Genomic DNA, 17,265 nt, shown 5'->3' with positions numbered 1-17,265 from the left:
CGCGAGGACGAGTTGTGGCGGGCCCGCTGGCTCACCGGTGACCTGATCGGCTACTGGCGGGCGGACACCCTGCCCCCGCCCGCCCCGCGCCGCCGGGAACTCAGATCCGGCTCAGCGCCACGAGCCGGTCGTGCGACCAGGTGAGCACCCAGCCCTCACCCTTTGGCGTCTTGTACGGCGCCGGGTCCTGCGCACCCTCCAGCAGCGCCAGCAATCCCGGGATCACCTTGCCCTGACTGCAGATCGCCACGGCCGGCCCGGCGGCTCGCAGCTCCACGAGCCGATCGGCCGCGCCCTTGATCCGGGCCGGCGGCTCGTCACCCTCGGCCGGCTCGGCAAACGCGCTGTCGGTGACGATCGGCAGATCCAACCGGGCGGACAGCGGCTCCAACGTCTGCCGGCACCGCAGCGGCGTGGCCGCAACCAGCCGCTGGGGCGCGAACAGCTCGGCTACGACTCCCATGGTCTCGGCCTGGGCCCGGCCGCGTTCGTCAATCGGGCGCAGCGCGTCGTCGCCGTTGAACTCCTTGCGCTTGCCCGCCTTGGCGTGCCGGATCAGCAGCGTCACCGCGGTCACCGGCGGCAGCCCGGTGACGTGCTCGACCAGGCGCCGGTCGTCCGGGTAGGTCAACCGGGCCAGCGCGTCGGGCGGTGCCAGCCACCTGACCTCGTCGACCTCGCTCGGGTCCATCGGCTCCCCGGCCGCACCTTCCGCGGCCTTCATCAGCCAGAAGTCGACGGTTTTGGGCACCCCGCCGGCCATCGTGTACGCCACCCCGGGCAACCGTAGCTGCGGCTCGGCGCGAAGCCCGGTCTCTTCAAGGACTTCGCGTACGGCCGCAGCCAGCGTGTGCTCGGAACCATCGAGCTTGCCCTTGGGCAGACTCCAGTCGGCCAGGTACGGCCGGTGCACCACGCAGATCTCGATGTCGCCGCCGGCCGGGCGCCACACGACCCCGCCGGCCGCGCGTACGGGTTTGACCACGCGGTCAGCCCACCTTGCCGATGACCCGGCGCAGCAGCGCCTCCTGCAGGTGCACGTGCGGGTCCGCGGGCGTGGAGGTGCGCCGGTGCCAGGTACCGCCGGCATCGAGGTCCCAGCCCTCGCTGCCCTCGTCCATCGCCAGCTCCAGCACGTTGCGCAGGTCCTCCTGGGCCGGCGGCAGGGTCACCCGCACCAGCGCCTCGACCCGGCGGTCGAGGTTGCGGTGCATGAGGTCGGCCGAGCCGATCCAGTACTCGGCCTGCTCGCCGGTGCCGAACCGGAAGATGCGCGAGTGCTCGAGGAAGCGCCCCACAATCGAGCGGACCCGGATGTTCTCCGAGAGCCCCGGCACTCCCGGGCGCAGCGAGCACATGCCGCGGATCACCAGGTCGACCTGCACGCCGTCGCGCGAGGCCCGGTAGAGCGCGTCGATGGTTTCCTCGTCGACCAGGGAGTTCACCTTGAACTGCACCAGCGCCTCGCCACCGTCGCGGGCGATGCGGGCCTGCTCCTCGATCCGCTCGATCAGGCCCTTGCGGACCCCGTGCGGCGCCACCAGCAGCCGCCGGAACGCGGTCTGCCGGCTGTATCCGGTGAGCACGTTGAACAAGTCGGTAACGTCCGCGCCGATCTCAGGGTCGGCGGTGAGCATGCCGAAGTCCTCGTACAGCCGGGCGGTCTTGGGGTGGTAGTTGCCCGTGCCGATGTGGCAGTAGCGGCGGATCTGGTTGCCCTCCTGCCGCACCACCAGCGCGGTCTTGCAGTGCGTCTTGAGCCCGACCAGCCCGTAGACCACGTGGCAGCCGGCCCGTTCCAGGGTGCGGGCCCAGCCGATGTTGGCGACCTCGTCGAAGCGGGCCTTGACCTCCACCAGCACGACCACCTGCTTGCCCGCGGCGGCCGCGTCGACCAGCGCGTCGACGATCGGGGAGTCGCCGCTGGTGCGGTACAGCGTCTGCTTGATGGCCAGCACGTTGGGATCGGCGGCGGCCTGCTCGATGAAGCGCTGCACGCTGGTGGAGAACGAGTGGTACGGGTGGTGCACGAGGATGTCGCACTCGCGCAGCCGGTTGAACACGCTGCGCGGCACCTCGCCGTCGGCCAGCTGCGGGTGGGTTGCCGGGACGAACGGGCGGTCCTTGAGGTCGTCGCGATCGGACGCGCCGTAGACCTGCCACAGCGCCGAGAGGTCCAGCAGGCTGGGCACCCGCAGCACGTCCTGATCGTTCATGTCGAGCTCGCGGGCCAGCAGGTCGAGCACGTGATCGCTGATCGAGGCGGCGACCTCCAGGCGTACGGGCGGACCGAACCGGCGCTGGGCCAGCTCGCGTTCCAGGGCCTGCAGCAGGTCCTCGTCGCGATCCTCGTCGACTTCCACCTCGGCGTTGCGGGTGACCCGGAACAGGTGCCATTCCAGCACCTGCATGCCCGAGAACAACTGGTCGAGGTGGATGGCGATGAGCTCCTCGACGGGCAGGAAACGCGCGCCCCGGCTGTCGTTCTGCACCGTCACGAAGCGCGGCACGTTGTTGGGCACCTTGATGCGCGCGAACAACTCGCTGCTGCTGTCGGCCGGGTCGCGCAGCACCACGGCCAGGTTGAGCGACCGGCTGGAGATGTACGGGAACGGGTGCGCCGGGTCGACGGCCAGCGGGGTGAGGACCGGGAAGACGTGCTCCCGGAAGTACGTGCGCAGCCGCTCGCGCTCGGGGGCGTCCAGCTCGGACCACCGGACGATTTCGATGCCCTCGGCCGACAGCTTGGGCCGGACCTCCTCGGCGAAGCACGCGGCATGCCGGGTGACCAGGTCGGCGGCCCGCTCGGTGATCATCTCGAGCTGGCTGCGCAGCGAGGCCCGGTCGCCGCCGCGCATCGGCAGCCCCGCCTTGAGCCGCCGCTTGAGCCCGGCCACCCGCACCATGTAGAACTCGTCGAGGTTGCTGGCGAAGATGGCCAGGAACTTGGCGCGCTCCAGCAGCGGTGTGCCCGGGTCCTCGGCGAGGGCCAGCACGCGGGCGTTGAAGTCGAGCCAGGACAGCTCCCGGTTGAGAAAGCGATCCTCCGGCAGCTCGGGGAGCTGCTGGTCCTCGGTGACCTCCACGTGCTCTTCCTCCAGGGGTTGAGGGGCCACTACGGCGCTGTCCGATTTGTCGGCGCGAGGCAGGAAGCGTCCGTTTGCCCCGCGGCGGCGAGCGGCCGTCACGGGCACGGTTGTCTCGGGTGTCCAGGCCGGGGTGGTCATGCATTCCATCATTGCCCGTTCGAGGTGAACGGGAAATGAACAGAGCTCAGGAAATTCCAGGAAGGTGGACCTTGGTCACATGCCCGTCGTCACCGGTTGCTACAGCGACGCGCTGGCCCAGGCGGAGCAGGCGCAACCCGGAGGCCCGGAACGCCTCGGCCGGGAATGCGAGCTCGGTGCCGTCGTCCAGCAGCAGCGTGCCGGTGTGGTTCTGGATATCGAACGTCGCGATAGTGCCCTGCATGCCTCAGACGCTACCGGGCCGGGCCTACCGGCGCGGGCCGACGGCTGCACACCCGGTGATGAGTCCCAGATCACGCAGTAAGGCACAGGTGTGTTCGCCGGCCCCCAGGGCCAGCACGGTGCGCAGGTCGGCGGGAGTGTCCACGTCCTGACGCAGTCCCGGCCAATCCCCGGTGAGCGCCCGGGCACCGGAGGCCGCGTGCGCCGCGGCGGAGCCCACCCCGAAGTGCGGGTCCAGCGCTGTGGCCGTACCCGTGGTCAAAAGAACTGTGCCGGAACCCACCGCATCCGCGACGTAAGCACGGTCCTGACCCGCGGCCTGCAGGGCCGCATCCAGCTCGCCGGGCCGCAACGCCGGCAGATCCCCGGTCAGCACCGCCCGTGGCCGGCCCAGACCCGCCACCGTGTCGGCGCCGAAACTCATCGCCGCGTTCAGATCGCCGCCCGGATCGGCCACCACCCGGGCACCCAGCTCGCTGACCGCCGCCGCGGCCCGCGCATCGGCGGTGACCACCATCACGTCGCGGACCAGCGCACAGGAACCGATCGCCAGCACGGTGTCGCACACCATCGCCAGCGCCAGCTCCTCGTGGCGCGCATCGGCCACCGCACCTCGCAACCGGCTCTTCGCCGCGCTGAGCTGCTTGACCGGTACGACCGCCGTCCACTGCTGTCCCGACACCCCGCCAATCCTGCCACCGGGACCCGCCCTGGCTCCGCCGACCGCAACCAGGCATGATTTCGTCGCAGGTGTGGGGGATGAGGGAGTGACCGTGGCGCAGCGCAAGCTCGGGTTCTGGCGGCGGCTGGCGGTAGCGCTGGTCGTGCCGACGATGACCGTCTGGACGAAGCACACCTGGAGCGGCATGGACAACCTGCCGCCCGGTGGGGGTTTCATCATCGCGCCCAACCACATGTCGCAGTTCGATCCGCTGGTCGTGGCGCATTACGTGTACGGCTCCGGGCGCTGGCCGCGGTTCCTGGCCAAGTCGAGCATCTGGAAGATCCCGGTGGTCGGCTTCCTGCTCGACAAGACCTGGCAGATCCCGGTGGTGCGGGGCAGCGTCGAGGCCGCCAAGTCGCTGGACACCCTGGTCGACGCCATTCAGAAGGGTGGTGTTGTGGTCATTTATCCGGAGGGCACCACCACCCGCGACCCCGAGTTGTGGCCGATGCGCGGCAAGACCGGCGCGGCCCGGCTGGCCCTGGTGACCGGCGCACCGGTGGTGCCGATGGCCACCTGGGGGACCCAGCAGATCCACGACGTGCGCACCGGCAAGGTCTCGTTCAAGCCGCGCCGCGACATCAAGGTGGTCTGCGGTCCGCCGGTCGATCTGAGCCGCTGGCAGGGCGACCCGCCGAGCCGCACGGTGCTGACGCAGATGACCGACGCCATTCAGCTGGCCACCCAGTCGCTGCTCAGCGAGCTTCGCCACGAGCAGCCCCCCGCGCAGCTGTACGCGGCGCCGGCCCGCAACAACGGCACCAATGGTGGCCCGGCGTCGGAGAACCTGGCATGACGCGGGCCGCCATGCTGGGTGCCGGAGCGTGGGGCACGGCCTTCGCCAAGGTCCTCGCCGAAGCGGGTGCCGACGTGACGATGTGGGCGCGCCGCGAGCCGGTGGCCGCCGCGATCCGCGAGCACCATGTCAACGAGGCGTCGCTGCCCGGTGTCCAACTGCCCCGGCGGGTGACCGCGACCAGCGACCTGGCCGAGGCCGTGGACGGCGCCGAGCTGGTGTTCCTGGCCGTGCCCTCGCAGACGCTGCGCGGCAACCTGGCCGACTGGGCGCCGCACCTGCCCGCCGACGCCACGCTGATCTCGCTGATGAAGGGCATCGAGCTGGGCACCACCAAGCGGATGAGCCAGGTCATCGTGGAGACCGCGCATGTCGACCCGGCCCGGGTGGTGGTCGTTTCGGGTCCCAACCTGGCCCCCGAGATCGCCGCCGAGCAGCCCGCCGCGACCGTGGTGGCCGGGCTCGACGCGGGTCGCACGCAGCAGGTCCAGCAGGCGGTGGCGCTGCCCTACATCCGGCCGTACACCAGCGAGGACGTGATCGGCTGCGAAATCGGCGGCGCGGTCAAGAACGTCATCGCGCTGGCCTACGGGATGGCCTCGGCGATGGGCATGGGCGACAACACCAAGGCGTCGCTGATCACCCGGGGGCTGGCCGAGACCGCGCGGCTCGGGGTGGCGCTGGGAGCCGACCCGATGACCTTCGCCGGGCTCGCCGGGCTGGGCGACCTGGTGGCGACCTGCTCCTCGCCGCTGTCGCGCAACCACCGCTTCGGCGAGCACCTCGGGCGCGGGGAGTCGCTGGAGGAGGCGCAGCGGGCCACCAAGCAGACCGCCGAGGGTGTGAAGAGCTGCCTGGCCATCCGGGACCTGGCCCGCGCCAACGGCGTCGAGATGCCGATCACCGAACAGGTCGAGCGGGTGTGCCACGAGGGAGTCGATCCACGCGTTGCGGTGAAACTGTTGATGAGCCGGGAGATGAAGCAAGAGTGAGCGACGTTGGCGACGGGACTCTGGTCGTACATGCGGGGCTTCCTGATCCTGTCCCGGGTGAGCCCTTCCTGCCGGGACCGGTCTTCGCGGCGCCCTACCACCTCGATCCCGAGCAGGGTCCGGCGGCGGCGGAGAACGGCTACGGGCGCCCCGACAATCCCACCCGGCGAGCGCTGGAAGCGGCGATCGGCGAGCTGGAGGGCGGCACGGTAAGGGCGTTCGCCACCGGGCAGGCTGCCATCACCGCGCTGCTGTTGTCGGTGCTGCGCAGCGGAGACACTGTGGCGATCCCGGCGGACGGCTACTTCACCGTGCGCGCGTTCGCCGAGGGCACCCTGCGCGACCTGGGCGTCAGCACGGTTCTGGTGCCCACGGCCGGGCCGTATCCGTCGTTTGAGGGCGTGCGGTTGGTGCTGCTGGAGACGCCGGCCAACCCGGGGCTCGACGTGTGCGATCTGGCCGAGCTTGCGCGGTTGGCGCACTCGGCCGGGGCGCTGGTGGCGGTTGACAACACCACGGCGACCCCGCTGGGGCAGCGTCCGCTGGCGTTCGGCATGGACCTGGTGGTCGCCTCGGGCACAAAGGCTTTGACGGGCCACTCCGACGTGCTGCTGGGCTATGTGGCCGGCAACAACGAGGACCTGATGGCCAAGGTGACCACTTGGCGGGCGCAGACCGGTGGCACTCCTGGCGCGTTCGACTGCTGGCTGGCCCACCGGTCGCTGGCCACGCTGGATCTGCGGCTGGCCCGGCAGACTGCCAACGCGGCAGCGGTCGCCGCGCTGCTCGCCGACCGGGATGACGTGACGGGCCTGCGGTGGCCGGGCCTGCAGAGCGATCCGTCGTACGACATCGCGTCCGTCCAGATGCGCCGCATCCCCGGCATCGTGTCGTTCGACCTGGGCAGCGCCGAGCGGGTGGCCCGCTTCCTGGCCGCCTCCGAGCTGGTCTTCGCGGCCACCTCGTTCGGCGGCCTGCACACCACCGCCGACCGCCGCGCGCAGTGGGGCGACGACACCCCACCCGGGTTCGTCCGGCTCTCGTGCGGCATCGAGGACGCCAGCGACCTGGTGGCCGACCTGAGCGCGGCGCTGGATGCCGCCTGATGGAGTGGAGCAGCTTCACCGGTACGCAGGTCACCGCGCTGGCCGAGGGCGAGAGCTTCTTCCTGGCCCCGGGCGAGCGGGTCTGCCCGGCCTGCGGTGAGCGCAGCGTGCGGGCCTACGTCAACGCCCCGGCCAACGCCCGGCGCCCCACGCTGGTGAGCTACGTCTGGTGCTCGGCCTGCCACAAGTTCGTCGGCACGCGCGCCAAGCACCCCGAGGGCCTGGTGTTCTCCGACCCGCTGGAGACGCTGGACGCGGAGCAGCGCCGGGAGCTGGAACGCAGCCTGGCCGGCTTCCTGGCCCACCTGGACCGGCTGTGGGATGAGGGCGCGCTGCCGCAGTCCTTCGCCGCCGCATGATTACTCTTCGTATCGGTCTGATCGACTCGGTGTCCTGTTTGTCGCGGCAACGCCAGCCGTCGCCGCGAACTGGCCTACGCAGAGTAGGGTGCCTGCCATGACGACCCCTCGCAAAACCCGGGTGGCCATCGTGTTCGGCGGGCGCAGCACCGAGCACGCCATCTCGGCTGTCAGCGCCGGCAGCATCCTGGCCGCGCTCGACCCCGACGAGTACGAGGTGGTGCCGGTCGGCATCACCCGGGACGGCGCGTGGGTCCTCGCCGCGGGCGACCCCGGACAGCTCGCCATCGAGGGCGGGAAGCTGCCCGAGGTCACCACCGAGTCGGGCACCGCGCTGGTGTTCCCGCCCGACCCCACCGCGGCCGGGCTGATGGTCGTCGACCCCGCCGGCGGGGTGGCCGCGCTGGCCGGCGTGGACGTGGTCTTCCCCGCCCTGCACGGCGCCTACGGCGAGGACGGCACCATCCAGGGCATGCTCGAGATGGCCGGCCTGCCGTACGTGGGGGCCAACGTCTTCGCCTCCGCGGCCGGCATGGACAAGGAATTCACCAAGAAGCTGGCGGCCGCCGAGGGCATCCCGGTCGGGCCGTACGCGGTGCTGCGCGCCGGGAGTTCGCTGTCCGAAGCCGACAAGCAGCGCCTGGGCCTGCCGGTGTTCGTCAAGCCCTCGCGCGCCGGGTCGTCGTACGGGATCAGCAAGGTCTCGAACTGGGACGACCTCGACGATGCCGTCGCCGAAGCCCGCCAGATCGACCCGAAGGTGCTTGTCGAAGCGGCAATCGTGGGCCGCGAGGTCGAATGCGGCGTGCTCGAAGGCGAGACCGGTGGTTCTCCCGAGGCCTCGCTGCCCGCCGAGATCCTGGTCAACGCCTCCGGCGACGACTTCTACGACTTCGAGGCCAAGTATCTCGACGGCGGCACGCCCTATCAGCTACCCGCCGACCTCAAGCCCGATGTGCTGGCCAAGGTGCAGGAATACGCCTGCCGCACATTCAGCGCGTTGGACTGCGCGGGGCTGGCCCGTGTCGACTTCTTCGTCACTGACGACGACCAGATCCTGCTCAACGAGATCAACACGATGCCCGGCTTCACGCCGACCTCGATGTTCCCGCTGATGTGGGCGGCCACCGGGCTGGAATACCCCAAGGTCGTCGACCGGCTGATTCGCACCGCGCTCCGCCGCGGGACCGGCCTGCACTGAACGGGAGCTAGACGCAGCCGGAGGGGACACCCGAGCTGCGGGACTTGTCCGTCTCCACCACGATGTCGGAGAACTCGTTCGCCCACTGCGCTGCCTGTTCGTACTGCTGGGGCACGGTAACTGTCACGGGGACCTCGCGGTCCATGGTGGTGAACACGGTGGCGTCGGCGCGCTGATCGGCGTACCAGCAGACCCGGTTCATGTTCATCAGCTCGGTGTCCATCGGCACACAGCGCGACGTCGCGGTCATCGACTGGCACGTGGCCGGCTGGGTGCCGCCGCACGCCACGGTCAGGGCGGGTTCGCCGTACGCGGCGTTCTGCTCTGGGCCGGCGCTGACCTTGCGGGCGACCAGGTCACGTACCTTGGTCGGCAACTGCGAGGTCACCGCCAGGCACACCTCGGCCTGGCGGGCGGACAGCTTGGGCGCGGCCATCTGCACCGGCGTGCCCGGCACAATCGCGGGCTGGGTTGCCGAGGGCTGGGCGGCCGGCTTGTCGTCCGTGGAGCCGATCTGCGAGAAGATTCCCAGCCCGGCCAGCACCGTGACCGGCACGGCGATCAGCGTCGCCCACAGTGCCGCCTTGCGGGTGGTCCGGTCCTCGGGTGCAGCGGGGCGGGTTTCCACGTCGACCATGGTTCAGAGATTTACCACGGAGCACGTGACGGTACGCGTGATGCCCGGTACGTACTGGATTTTGCTCACAATCATCCGACCGAGTTCATCGACGGTGTGTCCCTCGGCCAGCACCACCACGTCATACGGTCCGGTCACCGCGTCCACCCGCACGACGCCCTGAATTTTATCGATCGCGGCGGCCACGTCACGGGCCTTTCCGACCTCCGTCTGAATGAGGATGTATGCCTGGACCACGATTCGACTCCTATCCGCCGCCGAGGGCGACTCGAACGTGAAACTACAGTACGAAACGCGGTCCTTGCGGGGCACATCGCTGTCCCGAACTGCGTCGAAGGGGACGGAACAGTCGTGAGCATCGCGGAGGCCGGAGAATTCGGGCTGATCGCCCGGATCACCGCCCGGCTTGAGTCAGGCCCGGCCGGCCTGCTCGGCCCGGGAGACGACGGCGCGGTGGTGGCCGCGCCGGATGGCAGAGTGGTGGCATCCACCGACGTCCTGGTGGAAGGAAGGCACTTCCGCCGCGACTGGTGCAGCGCCGAAGACGTGGGCCACCGGGCCGCAGCGGCGAACCTGGCCGACATCGCCGCTATGGGCGCTCGCCCGACCGCGCTGCTGGTGGCGCTGTGTGTCCCCGCCAACCTGGACGCCTCCTGGGCCGAAGACCTGGCCACCGGCCTGTCGGACGAGGCGGCGCTGGTCGGCGCGAGCGTGGTGGGCGGCGACATGTCGTCAAGCCCCACCCTGACGGTCGCGGTCACTGCGCTGGGAGACCTCGGTGGGCGCGCCCCGGTGGTCCGCTCCGGCGCGCAACCGGGAGACGTGGTTGCCTTGGCCGGCCGTACGGGCTACGCGGCGGCTGGGTACACGGTGCTGTCCCGAGGATTTCGTACGCCCAAAGTCCTCGTCGAGTCGTACCGTCGTCCGGCCGTACCGTATGAAGCGGGAGCCCAGGCCGCAGCGCTCGGCGCGACCGCCCTCATCGACGTCTCCGACGGACTGCTGCAGGACCTCGGCCACGTGGCCACCGCGAGCGTGGTGGGCATCGACCTGCGCCGCGACGCCTTCGACGTGCCGGACCAGATGCGCGATGCTGCCTCGGCGCTGGGCGTGGACCCCTTCGAATGGCTGCTGGCCGGCGGCGACGACCATGCCCTGGCGGCGACGTTCCCGCCTGGGGTGAGCCTGCCGGAGCCTTGGCGCGTGATCGGCAGCGTGCACGAGGGCACCGGCGTGACAGTTGACCGCAGGCCGTGGCAGGGCGGGATGGGCTGGGATCACTTCCGGTGAGCTAGCTTCGGCCGCTGTGGGTTAGCTTTGCCTGCTGTGGAACAGATCCAGATTCGAGAAGCCCGTTTCGACGACCCCGACGTCCAGTCGCTCATCTCCCTTGCCCTGGCCGAACTGAGCAACAGGTACGGCGGCAGCGGCGACGACACCCCGGTGGCAGCCTCCGACTTCGCCCCACCATCCGGCGCTTTCCTGGTGGCCTCGTCATCGGGCCGGCTGGTCGGCTGTGCTGGCTGGCGCACCCACGGCGACGATGCCGAACTCAAGCGCATGTTCACCATCGAGCAAGCCCGGGGACGCGGGGTGGCTCGGCAGGTGCTGGCGGCTGTTGAGGAGTCGGCTCGGGAGCGAGGGCGCAAGCGGGTGATTCTCGAGACCGGGGACAAGCAGCCCGAGGCGATTGCGCTGTATGAGAAGTGCGGGTACGCGCGGATCGAGGACTTCGGGTACTACAAGGGGGAGGCGGGGGTGCTTTCGTACGCGAAGGTGCTTTGAGGCTGGCGCTGGTTGAGGGTGGCCGTGGGGTGCGCTGGGTTGGCGGCTGAGGCCTGACGTCTGGGCCGGCTTTCAAGCCGGAGCCCGCACGCCGAGATCCCGGGCAGCCTGGCGTAGGTCGGGATACACGCGTAGCCGCCGAGTCGTGATGACCTCGGCGGCTACGGGATGTGCTTGATCAGACCTGAGTGATCAGGCCCGGCTGGGAACGCGCGTCAGGCGCGGACGACCTTGCCGGCCTTGATGCACGAGGTGCAAACCTTGAGCTTCTTGGTGTTGCCGCCACCGGCCGGAGTGCGCACCGACTGGATGTTCGGGTTCCAGCGGCGGTTGGTCCGCCGGTGCGAGTGGGACACGTTGTGGCCGAAGCCCGGTCCCTTGCCACAGACGTCGCACACGCTAGCCACGGGGTACTCCAAAAATTGATACGCCGGCCTCTTGGACATCAAACCGGCTGCGAACTGAGGGTGCCCCGGACAGACTGCGCCCGGGCAACCTGGCCAGGTTACCCGATGCCCCCGCCCGGCAGCCAATCGCCCCTGGCGCACGCTCCAAAGCGCGACCGGAAGGACGGGGGCGCGGCCGGAGAAGCGGGAGCCTGGCGAGCGGCACACGCTCAAGCCAGCAATTGTCAGGGGTGGTTAGTACTCTTTTCGCGTGCTGGAAACGCTGGATGCCGCTGCTGTTCGTCGCTGGTGCGGCGCTGGGCTGGCTGCCTTGCGTGCTCACCAGCAGGAGATTGACCAGCTGAACGTCTACCCGGTTCCGGATGGCGACACCGGCACGAACCTGGTTCTCACGCTCACCTCGGCTCAGGAGGCGCTGGAAGTCCTCGACGGCGACATCGTCGCGGCGGGTGACAAGCGGGAAACCATCGTCGGGCGGGTCATGCGGCGGATGGCCCGCGGTGCGCTGCTGGGGGCCCGTGGCAACTCGGGCGTGATCGTCAGCCAGATTCTTCGCGGGATGGCGGATACCTTTTCCACCGCGGTAGCCGTGCGCGGCGGAGAGCTGGCCCGGGCCCTCAAGACGGCTAGCGAGGCGGCGTACGCGGCAGTTGCCCGGCCGGTGGAGGGCACTGTTCTCTCCGTGGTCGCGGCAGCGGCGGAGGGGGCCAACCGGATCAAATCGGACGACCTCCTCGCGGTCGCCCGGGAGGCAGCCCGGTCGGCGGCCGAGGCGCTGGCCCGCACACCGCAGCAGCTTCCCGTGCTCGCCCGTGCGGGCGTGGTGGATGCCGGTGGTCGCGGCCTGGTTGTGCTGCTCGACGCCCTGGTGGAAGCGCTGAGCACGACCACGCCGGCGGCCCCGAGCGCGACGCTGCCCGCTCCGAGCGCGCCGCCGGAAAGACCGGAGCCGCAGCCTGTCAGGCGGCAGGAACCCAGCTACGAGGTGCAGTACCTCCTCGACGCCACCGTCGAACCCGTGGAGACCTTGCGAACCACGCTCGACGGGCTCGGCGACTCCCTGGTCATCGTGGGCACCGGTGAGGGTGAGCCCCCCACCTGGAACGTGCACGTGCACGTCCCCGTCAATGACATCGGCGCGGCCATCGAGGCCGGCATCGCAGCCGGGCGCCCGCATCGGATCTCCGTGACGCACCTCACCGATTCCAGCCGCGAGCACGATGTTCCGCGGCAGGAGAGTGCCACCGTTGTGGTGGCCGAAGGGGACGGGTTGGCCGCGCTCTTCGCCGGTGAAGGGGCTGTGGTGGTCGGCCGGAATCCGTCTACCGCCGAGATCCTTGAGGCTGTGCTGCGGACCCATGCCCAGCACGTCATTCTGCTGCCCAATGACAGCAACACCCACGCGGTGGCCGGGTCGGCGGCCCAAGAAGCGGCTGCTGTGGGCGTACGGCTGAGCGTTGTTGGCACTCGATCTCCTGTGCAGGCGCTTGCCGCTCTCGCGGTGCGTGACCCGCAGCGGCGCTCGGAGGACGACGTCATTGCGATGGCCGAAGCGGTCGGGGCCTGCCGTTATGGCGAGGTGACGACCGCTGCGCGCGAGGCTTTGACGGTCGCTGGGTGGTGCCGGCCCGGGGAGTTGCTGGGGCTGGTCGACGGCGAGGTGAACGTGATCGGCGGGTCCCTGGAAGAGGTCAGCCGGCGGTTGCTGGACAGGATGCTCGGCGGGGGCGGGGAACTGGTCACGCTGGTGCTCGGCGCCGATGCCCCGGCGGATCTGGAGGATGTGCTGCGCTCGCATGTGGCGCAGGCGTGGCCTTTTGTCGAGCTGCAGTGTTATGCGGGCGGGCAGCCCCGTTACCACCTGCTGGTTGGAGTGGAATGACCGACACGACCACCGCGACCACCACCGCGACCCCGTTGAAGGCCGTGCTCGGGGCGAAGACCGCGAAGGCGCTCGCCGATCACCTCGACCTGCACACCGCGGGTGACCTCATCTATCACTTCCCGCGCCGCTACGACGAGCGAGGGGAACATACCGACCTGCGTGAACTCCAGGTGGGGGAGCAGGTCACGATCCTGGCCCAGGTCAAGAGCCGCACGGTACGGCCCATGCGCCAGCGTCGCGGGACGATGCTCGAAATCACCATCGGGGACGGCTCGGGGGCCACCCTGACTTGCACCTTCTTCAACCAGGCGTGGCGTGAGCGGGAGCTCACCACCGGGCGTTGGGGGCTCTTCGCCGGCAAGGTCACCGACTTCCGCGGCAAGCGACAGCTCAACGGGCCGGCGTACCAACTGCTCAAGGCCGATGCGACCCAGGACGAGGCGGCCGAGGAGATCGAGGAGTTCGCCGGCGCGCTGATCCCGGTGTACCCCGCCGCGGCGGCCGTGCCGACCTGGACGATCGCCAAGTGTGTGCGGACCGTGCTCGACACCTTTGAACCCCCGGCCGACCCGCTGCCGGGGACAGTGCGGGCCAAGCGCAACCTGGTCGGCATCGGAACAGCGCTGCGCGAGATTCACCGGCCCAGCTCCCAGGAAGAGCTGTACAAGGCGAAGTATCGGCTGAAGTGGGACGAGGCTTTTGCCGTACAGCTGACATTGGTGCAGCGAAAGGCCCGCTCAGCGCAGGCTCCGGGGCGGGCGCGACCCCGCAGGGACGCCGGGATCCTGGCCGCGTTCGACGCGGCGCTGCCTTACGAGCTGACCGAGGGTCAGGCGCGGGTGGGTGAGGAGATCGCTGCGGACCTGGCCCGCGCCCACCCCATGCATCGGTTGCTGCAGGGGGAGGTTGGTTCCGGCAAAACCCTCGTGGCGGTACGAGCAATGCTCCAAGTTGTCGACGCAGGTGGACAGGCAGCCCTGCTCGCACCGACTGAGGTCCTGGCAACGCAGCACCACCGCAGCATCGGCGCGCAACTCGGGGCGCTCGGGCGGGCCGGGAAGCTGGACGGTGATCCGGCCGGGACCCAGCTGACGCTGATCACCGGGTCGCTCGGCGCCGCCGCACGGCGGGCGGCGCTGGCCAAGGTGGCCGACGGCACCGCCGGGATCGTGGTGGGCACCCACGCGCTGCTCTACGAGGGCGTCGACTTCAAGGACCTCGGCCTGGTCGTGGTCGATGAGCAGCACCGCTTCGGCGTCGAGCAGCGCGACGCCCTGCGCGCCAAGGCCGCCCAGCCCCCGCACGTGCTGGTCATGACCGCCACGCCGATCCCGCGCACGGTCGCGATGACGGTGTACGGCGACCTGGAGACTTCCACGCTGTCGCAACTGCCGCGGGGCCGTTCGCCGATCGCCTCGCACGTGGTGCCCCCGGAACGCCCGGCCTTCCTGGACCGGGCCTGGGTGCGGGTGAGGGAAGAGGTGAAGGCCGGGCACCAGGCGTACGTGGTTTGCCCGCGCATCGGGGACGCGGACGGTTCGGAGGACGACGGCGAACCACCCGGCGACAACGAGTCCACCCGGCGACCCCCGCTGGCGGTGCTGGACGTGGCGCCGATCCTCGAGGAGGGCCCGCTGCGGGGGTTGCGCATCGGCATCCTGCACGGCCGGTTGCCCGCCGAGGAGAAGGATGCGGTGATGCGCCGGTTCGCCGAGGGGCAACTGGATGTGCTGGTGGCGACGACGGTGATCGAGGTGGGGGTGGACGTACCCAACTCCACGGTGATGATCATCATGGACGCCGACCGGTTCGGCGTCTCCCAGCTGCACCAGCTTCGTGGCCGGGTCGGCCGGGGAGCCGCGCCCGGCATCTGCCTGCTGGTCACCGAGGCCATGGAGGGCACCCCGGCCCGCGACCGCCTCGACGCGGTGGCCTCCACCACCGACGGCTTCAAGCTGGCCGAACTGGACCTTGAGCAACGCCGCGAGGGCGACGTGCTCGGCGCCTCCCAGTCCGGCAAGCACAGCCACCTGCGGCTGCTCTCGCTGCTGCGGGACAGCAAGCTGATCACCGAGGCCCGCGCCGAAGCCGGCGAGCTGGTCAGCGACGACCCCACGCTGCGCCGCTACCCGGCACTGGCCGCCTCGGTGGCCGCCCTGGTCGACGAGGAACGCGCCGAGTATTTGGAGAAGGGATGATCCTGCACTTCTGCCCGCGCGCCGACTGGGAAGCGGCGCTGCGAATGGGCACCTACACCGCACCCTCGCTGGCGGCGCAGGGCTTCCTTCACTGCTCGTCGCCGGAGCAGGTGCACATTCCCGCCAATCTGCTGGTCCGCGGCCGCACCGACATCCTGCTGCTGGTGCTGGACGAGGCCAAGCTACCCAAGCCGGTGGTCTGGGAGGACGGTGACCCGCCCGACCCGGACGGCCAGCAGTTCCCGCACCTGTACGCCCCGATCCCGGTGGCGGCAGTGTCCGCGGTGCATGAGTGGGCGCCCGAGCCCGATGGCAGCTTCCGGGCGCCCACGCACCTGCTTACGCGGTGAACTTCACCTTTTTACGCCGGGACAGATAGAACACCACTCCGCCGGCGATCAGCAGCACCAGCGCGCCCGCCGCGATGCTGCCCGCCGCCGCGCCCGTGACCGGGAGGCCGCCGTCGTCGCCGCCGGGTGCCGGTGCAGGGCTCGGAGCCGGGCCGCTCGGGGCTGAGCCGCTCGGGATCGGGCTGTTGGGAGCCGGGCTGCTCGGCGCTGGGCTGTTGGGGGCTGGGCTGCTGGGCGTGCCGCCGCCGGGTGTTTCGCCGCCGCCGTTGTTGCAGTCGCCGGGGCTCGTCCAATCGTAGGTGACGTCGGCCAGGCCGTCGGCGGTCACCGTGACAGTGCCCGCGTTGGCTGGAACCGTCACCGTCTCGCCCTGGCCAGGCTGCACGGTCACCGTCTTGGTGAATGCGCCCGCCTTGACCGCGAAGTCCACGGCGTACCTGCTCAGCTCTCCGGTGTTGCTCAGGTTCAGCGTCACCGTGCCGTCGCAGCGGGACACCGGCTCCACGGCCGGGCTCTGGCAGCCCTTGTCGCCGCCGTTGTACCAGCCTTGCGGACCCTTCGACCGGCCGCCGAGCCCGGCGGTGCTGCCCAGCTTGCGGTTGCCGTAGCGCGGGCCGCCCTCGGTGATCTCGGGGATGATGTCGCCCTCGCCGCCGAAGAAAAGGTCCACCTGCGCGTTGCAGGCGGGCAGGTCGGCGCTGAGCTCCACCGACCGGTTCTCGTTCGAGATGGTCTGCGTGGCGCTGTCGAAAAGGTACTGCGGCACCGAGAACTGCGGCTTCGGTGCGAAGTACGTGGCCAGCGATACCGGCTCGGCGTCGCACAGCTTCACGGTGCCGTCCAGGGTCACCGTCGCGGTCGCCTTGCCGCCGGCCAGCGCGAACGTGTGGTGGAACGCCGCATCACCGGGCTGCACGCAGGGCGCCTCGGCCGGCTTGCAGTCACCGAGCTGGACGGTGGCCGCATTGTCCGAGTCCTTGGTGTTGTCAGCCCAGATGCCGACGAACGAGACCGAGGCGGACGCGGTGCCGCCCGGCACCGTCTGCTGGAAGATCGTGGTGCCGTTGACCCCGCTGGGGCTGCGACGGTTGAGCGAGGTGCCGTTGGACAGCCCGGGAACCGCGGCGGGCTCGGCTTTCAGCTTGTCCACTTTCGCCAGCGAGGTGCCCGAGTTCGTGACGGTCCAGGTGACCTGCCACTCGCCGGCATCGGGCTGGCAAATGGCCGCACCGGCGACCGTGATCTCGGGGCCGGCCGCGCTGGCCGGTGCGGCGGTGGCCGCGATGCCGGTCAGGGCGAGGAGGGCACCCGCAGCGAGGTGCAGCAGGGGTTTCAACGAAGCCGCCTTGTCAGTG

Annotated in this window: 18 protein-coding genes; 10 read left to right on the top strand and 8 right to left on the bottom strand. The window is 70.3% G+C overall.

Features of this window, described 5'->3' with window-relative positions; genetic code table 11:
* Positions 1-100: 100 nt before the first annotated feature.
* Genes TFC3_RS26530 through cofC form a run of 4 tightly spaced genes read right to left on the bottom strand, consistent with a single transcriptional unit; the run spans position 101 to position 4,152 of the window.
* Positions 101-985 (bottom strand): NUDIX hydrolase, encoded by an 885-nt coding sequence (locus TFC3_RS26530; protein ID WP_067505380.1) that lies wholly within the window; start codon positions 983-985, stop codon positions 101-103.
* Between the two features lie 4 nt (positions 986-989).
* Complete coding sequence (locus TFC3_RS26525; protein ID WP_067505377.1) at positions 990-3,227, bottom strand: RNA degradosome polyphosphate kinase; 2,238 nt, start codon at positions 3,225-3,227, stop codon at positions 990-992.
* A 46-nt stretch (positions 3,228-3,273) separates the two neighbouring features.
* Positions 3,274-3,471, bottom strand: a complete 198-nt coding sequence (locus TFC3_RS26520) for a cold-shock protein (RefSeq protein ID WP_067505374.1) — start codon at positions 3,469-3,471, stop codon at positions 3,274-3,276.
* Between the two features lie 24 nt (positions 3,472-3,495).
* Complete coding sequence (cofC, locus tag TFC3_RS26515; RefSeq protein WP_067505371.1) at positions 3,496-4,152, bottom strand: 2-phospho-L-lactate guanylyltransferase; 657 nt, start codon at positions 4,150-4,152, stop codon at positions 3,496-3,498.
* Between the two features lie 91 nt (positions 4,153-4,243).
* On the opposite strand from cofC, the gene TFC3_RS26510 reads away from it, so the two are divergent.
* The 5 genes from TFC3_RS26510 (at position 4,244) to TFC3_RS26490 (ending at position 8,648) form a co-directional block, all read left to right on the top strand.
* On the top strand, positions 4,244-4,990 hold the full coding sequence (locus TFC3_RS26510) for a 1-acyl-sn-glycerol-3-phosphate acyltransferase (RefSeq protein ID WP_067507660.1): 747 nt from the start codon (positions 4,244-4,246) through the stop codon (positions 4,988-4,990).
* A complete protein-coding gene (locus TFC3_RS26505) occupies positions 4,987-5,982 on the top strand; it encodes an NAD(P)H-dependent glycerol-3-phosphate dehydrogenase (RefSeq protein ID WP_067505368.1) in 996 nt (331 codons plus the stop codon). Before TFC3_RS26510 ends, TFC3_RS26505 begins: the two co-directional genes overlap by 4 nt.
* Positions 5,979-7,088, top strand: a complete 1,110-nt coding sequence (locus tag TFC3_RS26500; RefSeq protein WP_067505365.1) for a cystathionine gamma-lyase — start codon at positions 5,979-5,981, stop codon at positions 7,086-7,088. The genes TFC3_RS26505 and TFC3_RS26500 overlap by 4 nt, the downstream gene beginning before the upstream one ends.
* Positions 7,088-7,447 (top strand): hypothetical protein, encoded by a 360-nt coding sequence (locus TFC3_RS26495; protein ID WP_067505362.1) that lies wholly within the window; start codon positions 7,088-7,090, stop codon positions 7,445-7,447. The genes TFC3_RS26500 and TFC3_RS26495 overlap by 1 nt, the downstream gene beginning before the upstream one ends.
* Positions 7,448-7,544: 97 nt before the next feature.
* A complete protein-coding gene (locus tag TFC3_RS26490; RefSeq protein WP_067505359.1) occupies positions 7,545-8,648 on the top strand; it encodes a D-alanine--D-alanine ligase family protein in 1,104 nt (367 codons plus the stop codon).
* A gap of 7 nt (positions 8,649-8,655) precedes the next feature.
* Here the strand turns inward: TFC3_RS26490 and TFC3_RS26485 are convergent, their stop codons facing one another.
* Both TFC3_RS26485 and TFC3_RS26480 read right to left on the bottom strand, forming a co-directional pair.
* Positions 8,656-9,285 (bottom strand): DUF3515 family protein, encoded by a 630-nt coding sequence (locus TFC3_RS26485; RefSeq protein ID WP_067505355.1) that lies wholly within the window; start codon positions 9,283-9,285, stop codon positions 8,656-8,658.
* A gap of 3 nt (positions 9,286-9,288) precedes the next feature.
* A complete protein-coding gene (locus tag TFC3_RS26480) occupies positions 9,289-9,522 on the bottom strand; it encodes an Lrp/AsnC ligand binding domain-containing protein (protein ID WP_067505352.1) in 234 nt (77 codons plus the stop codon).
* 114 nt (positions 9,523-9,636) lie between these two features.
* On the opposite strand from TFC3_RS26480, the gene TFC3_RS26475 reads away from it, so the two are divergent.
* Positions 9,637-10,575 (top strand): thiamine-phosphate kinase, encoded by a 939-nt coding sequence (locus tag TFC3_RS26475; RefSeq protein ID WP_067505349.1) that lies wholly within the window; start codon positions 9,637-9,639, stop codon positions 10,573-10,575.
* Positions 10,576-10,611: 36 nt separating this feature from the next.
* Entirely contained in the window at positions 10,612-11,070 is a 459-nt protein-coding gene (locus tag TFC3_RS26470; RefSeq protein ID WP_067507657.1) for a GNAT family N-acetyltransferase, read from the top strand.
* A gap of 215 nt (positions 11,071-11,285) precedes the next feature.
* On the opposite strand, the gene rpmB is transcribed toward TFC3_RS26470, so the two are convergent.
* A complete protein-coding gene (gene rpmB / locus TFC3_RS26465; protein ID WP_023561910.1) occupies positions 11,286-11,477 on the bottom strand; it encodes a 50S ribosomal protein L28 in 192 nt (63 codons plus the stop codon).
* Between the two features lie 250 nt (positions 11,478-11,727).
* Between rpmB and TFC3_RS26460 the strand changes: the two genes are divergently transcribed.
* From TFC3_RS26460 to TFC3_RS26450, 3 genes are read left to right on the top strand one after another with little or no spacing between them, the layout of a single operon-like run.
* Positions 11,728-13,359 (top strand): DAK2 domain-containing protein, encoded by a 1,632-nt coding sequence (locus TFC3_RS26460; RefSeq protein ID WP_067505345.1) that lies wholly within the window; start codon positions 11,728-11,730, stop codon positions 13,357-13,359.
* Complete coding sequence (gene recG / locus TFC3_RS26455) at positions 13,356-15,560, top strand: ATP-dependent DNA helicase RecG (RefSeq protein ID WP_067505342.1); 2,205 nt, start codon at positions 13,356-13,358, stop codon at positions 15,558-15,560. The genes TFC3_RS26460 and recG overlap by 4 nt, the downstream gene beginning before the upstream one ends.
* A complete protein-coding gene (locus TFC3_RS26450; protein WP_067505339.1) occupies positions 15,557-15,910 on the top strand; it encodes a DUF952 domain-containing protein in 354 nt (117 codons plus the stop codon). Before recG ends, TFC3_RS26450 begins: the two co-directional genes overlap by 4 nt.
* Here the strand turns inward: TFC3_RS26450 and TFC3_RS38225 are convergent.
* The gene (locus TFC3_RS38225) at positions 15,900-17,246 is read right to left on the bottom strand and encodes an LPXTG cell wall anchor domain-containing protein (RefSeq protein WP_067505336.1); all 1,347 of its coding nucleotides are present in this window, start codon (positions 17,244-17,246) and stop codon (positions 15,900-15,902) included. The two genes, TFC3_RS26450 and TFC3_RS38225, sit on opposite strands and share 11 nt — an antisense overlap.
* Between the last annotated feature and the right edge of the window lie 19 nt (positions 17,247-17,265).

Source organism: Actinoplanes sp. TFC3, from assembly GCF_001553785.1.
Taxonomy (GTDB): Bacteria; Actinomycetota; Actinomycetes; order Mycobacteriales; family Micromonosporaceae; genus Actinoplanes.
Note: the sequence above shows the minus strand (reverse complement) of the source record. Positions and strands in the feature narration are given on the sequence as shown.